Source organism: Burkholderia sp. Bp9031 (assembly GCF_003857965.1).
GTDB lineage: Bacteria > Pseudomonadota > Gammaproteobacteria > Burkholderiales > Burkholderiaceae > Burkholderia > Burkholderia ambifaria_A.
This window is the reverse complement of record NZ_QTPW01000116.1, coordinates 1-236: the sequence shown is the minus strand read 5'-3', so window position 1 is coordinate 236 and position 236 is coordinate 1. Positions and strand designations below refer to the sequence as shown.

General features: G+C 65.3%; 1 protein-coding gene. It reads left to right on the top strand.

Annotation, left to right across the window (positions count from 1 at the left end; translation table 11 throughout):
* A partial coding sequence (locus tag DIE15_RS36755) for a contractile injection system protein, VgrG/Pvc8 family (RefSeq protein ID WP_148095714.1) occupies positions 1-236 on the top strand: 236 nt, incomplete at both ends.

Below are 236 nucleotides of genomic sequence, written 5' to 3'. Positions count from 1 at the left end.
CAGCATATCGACGAGGAACACATTCACACGCTGTCCGTGACCAGCCGCCTGACGCCCGGACGCGTGACCGTGACGGACTACGACTACACACGCCCGCGCGCCGATCTGGCGACCACGGCGGAAAACCCTCGCCTGACCGCAAGCGCAGACGGCGAGCTATACGGTTGGGGGGATTACAGTCAGCCGCTCGCGGGCGCGCAAGGGCTGACAGGTCAACCGAACGATACTGAGCGGGA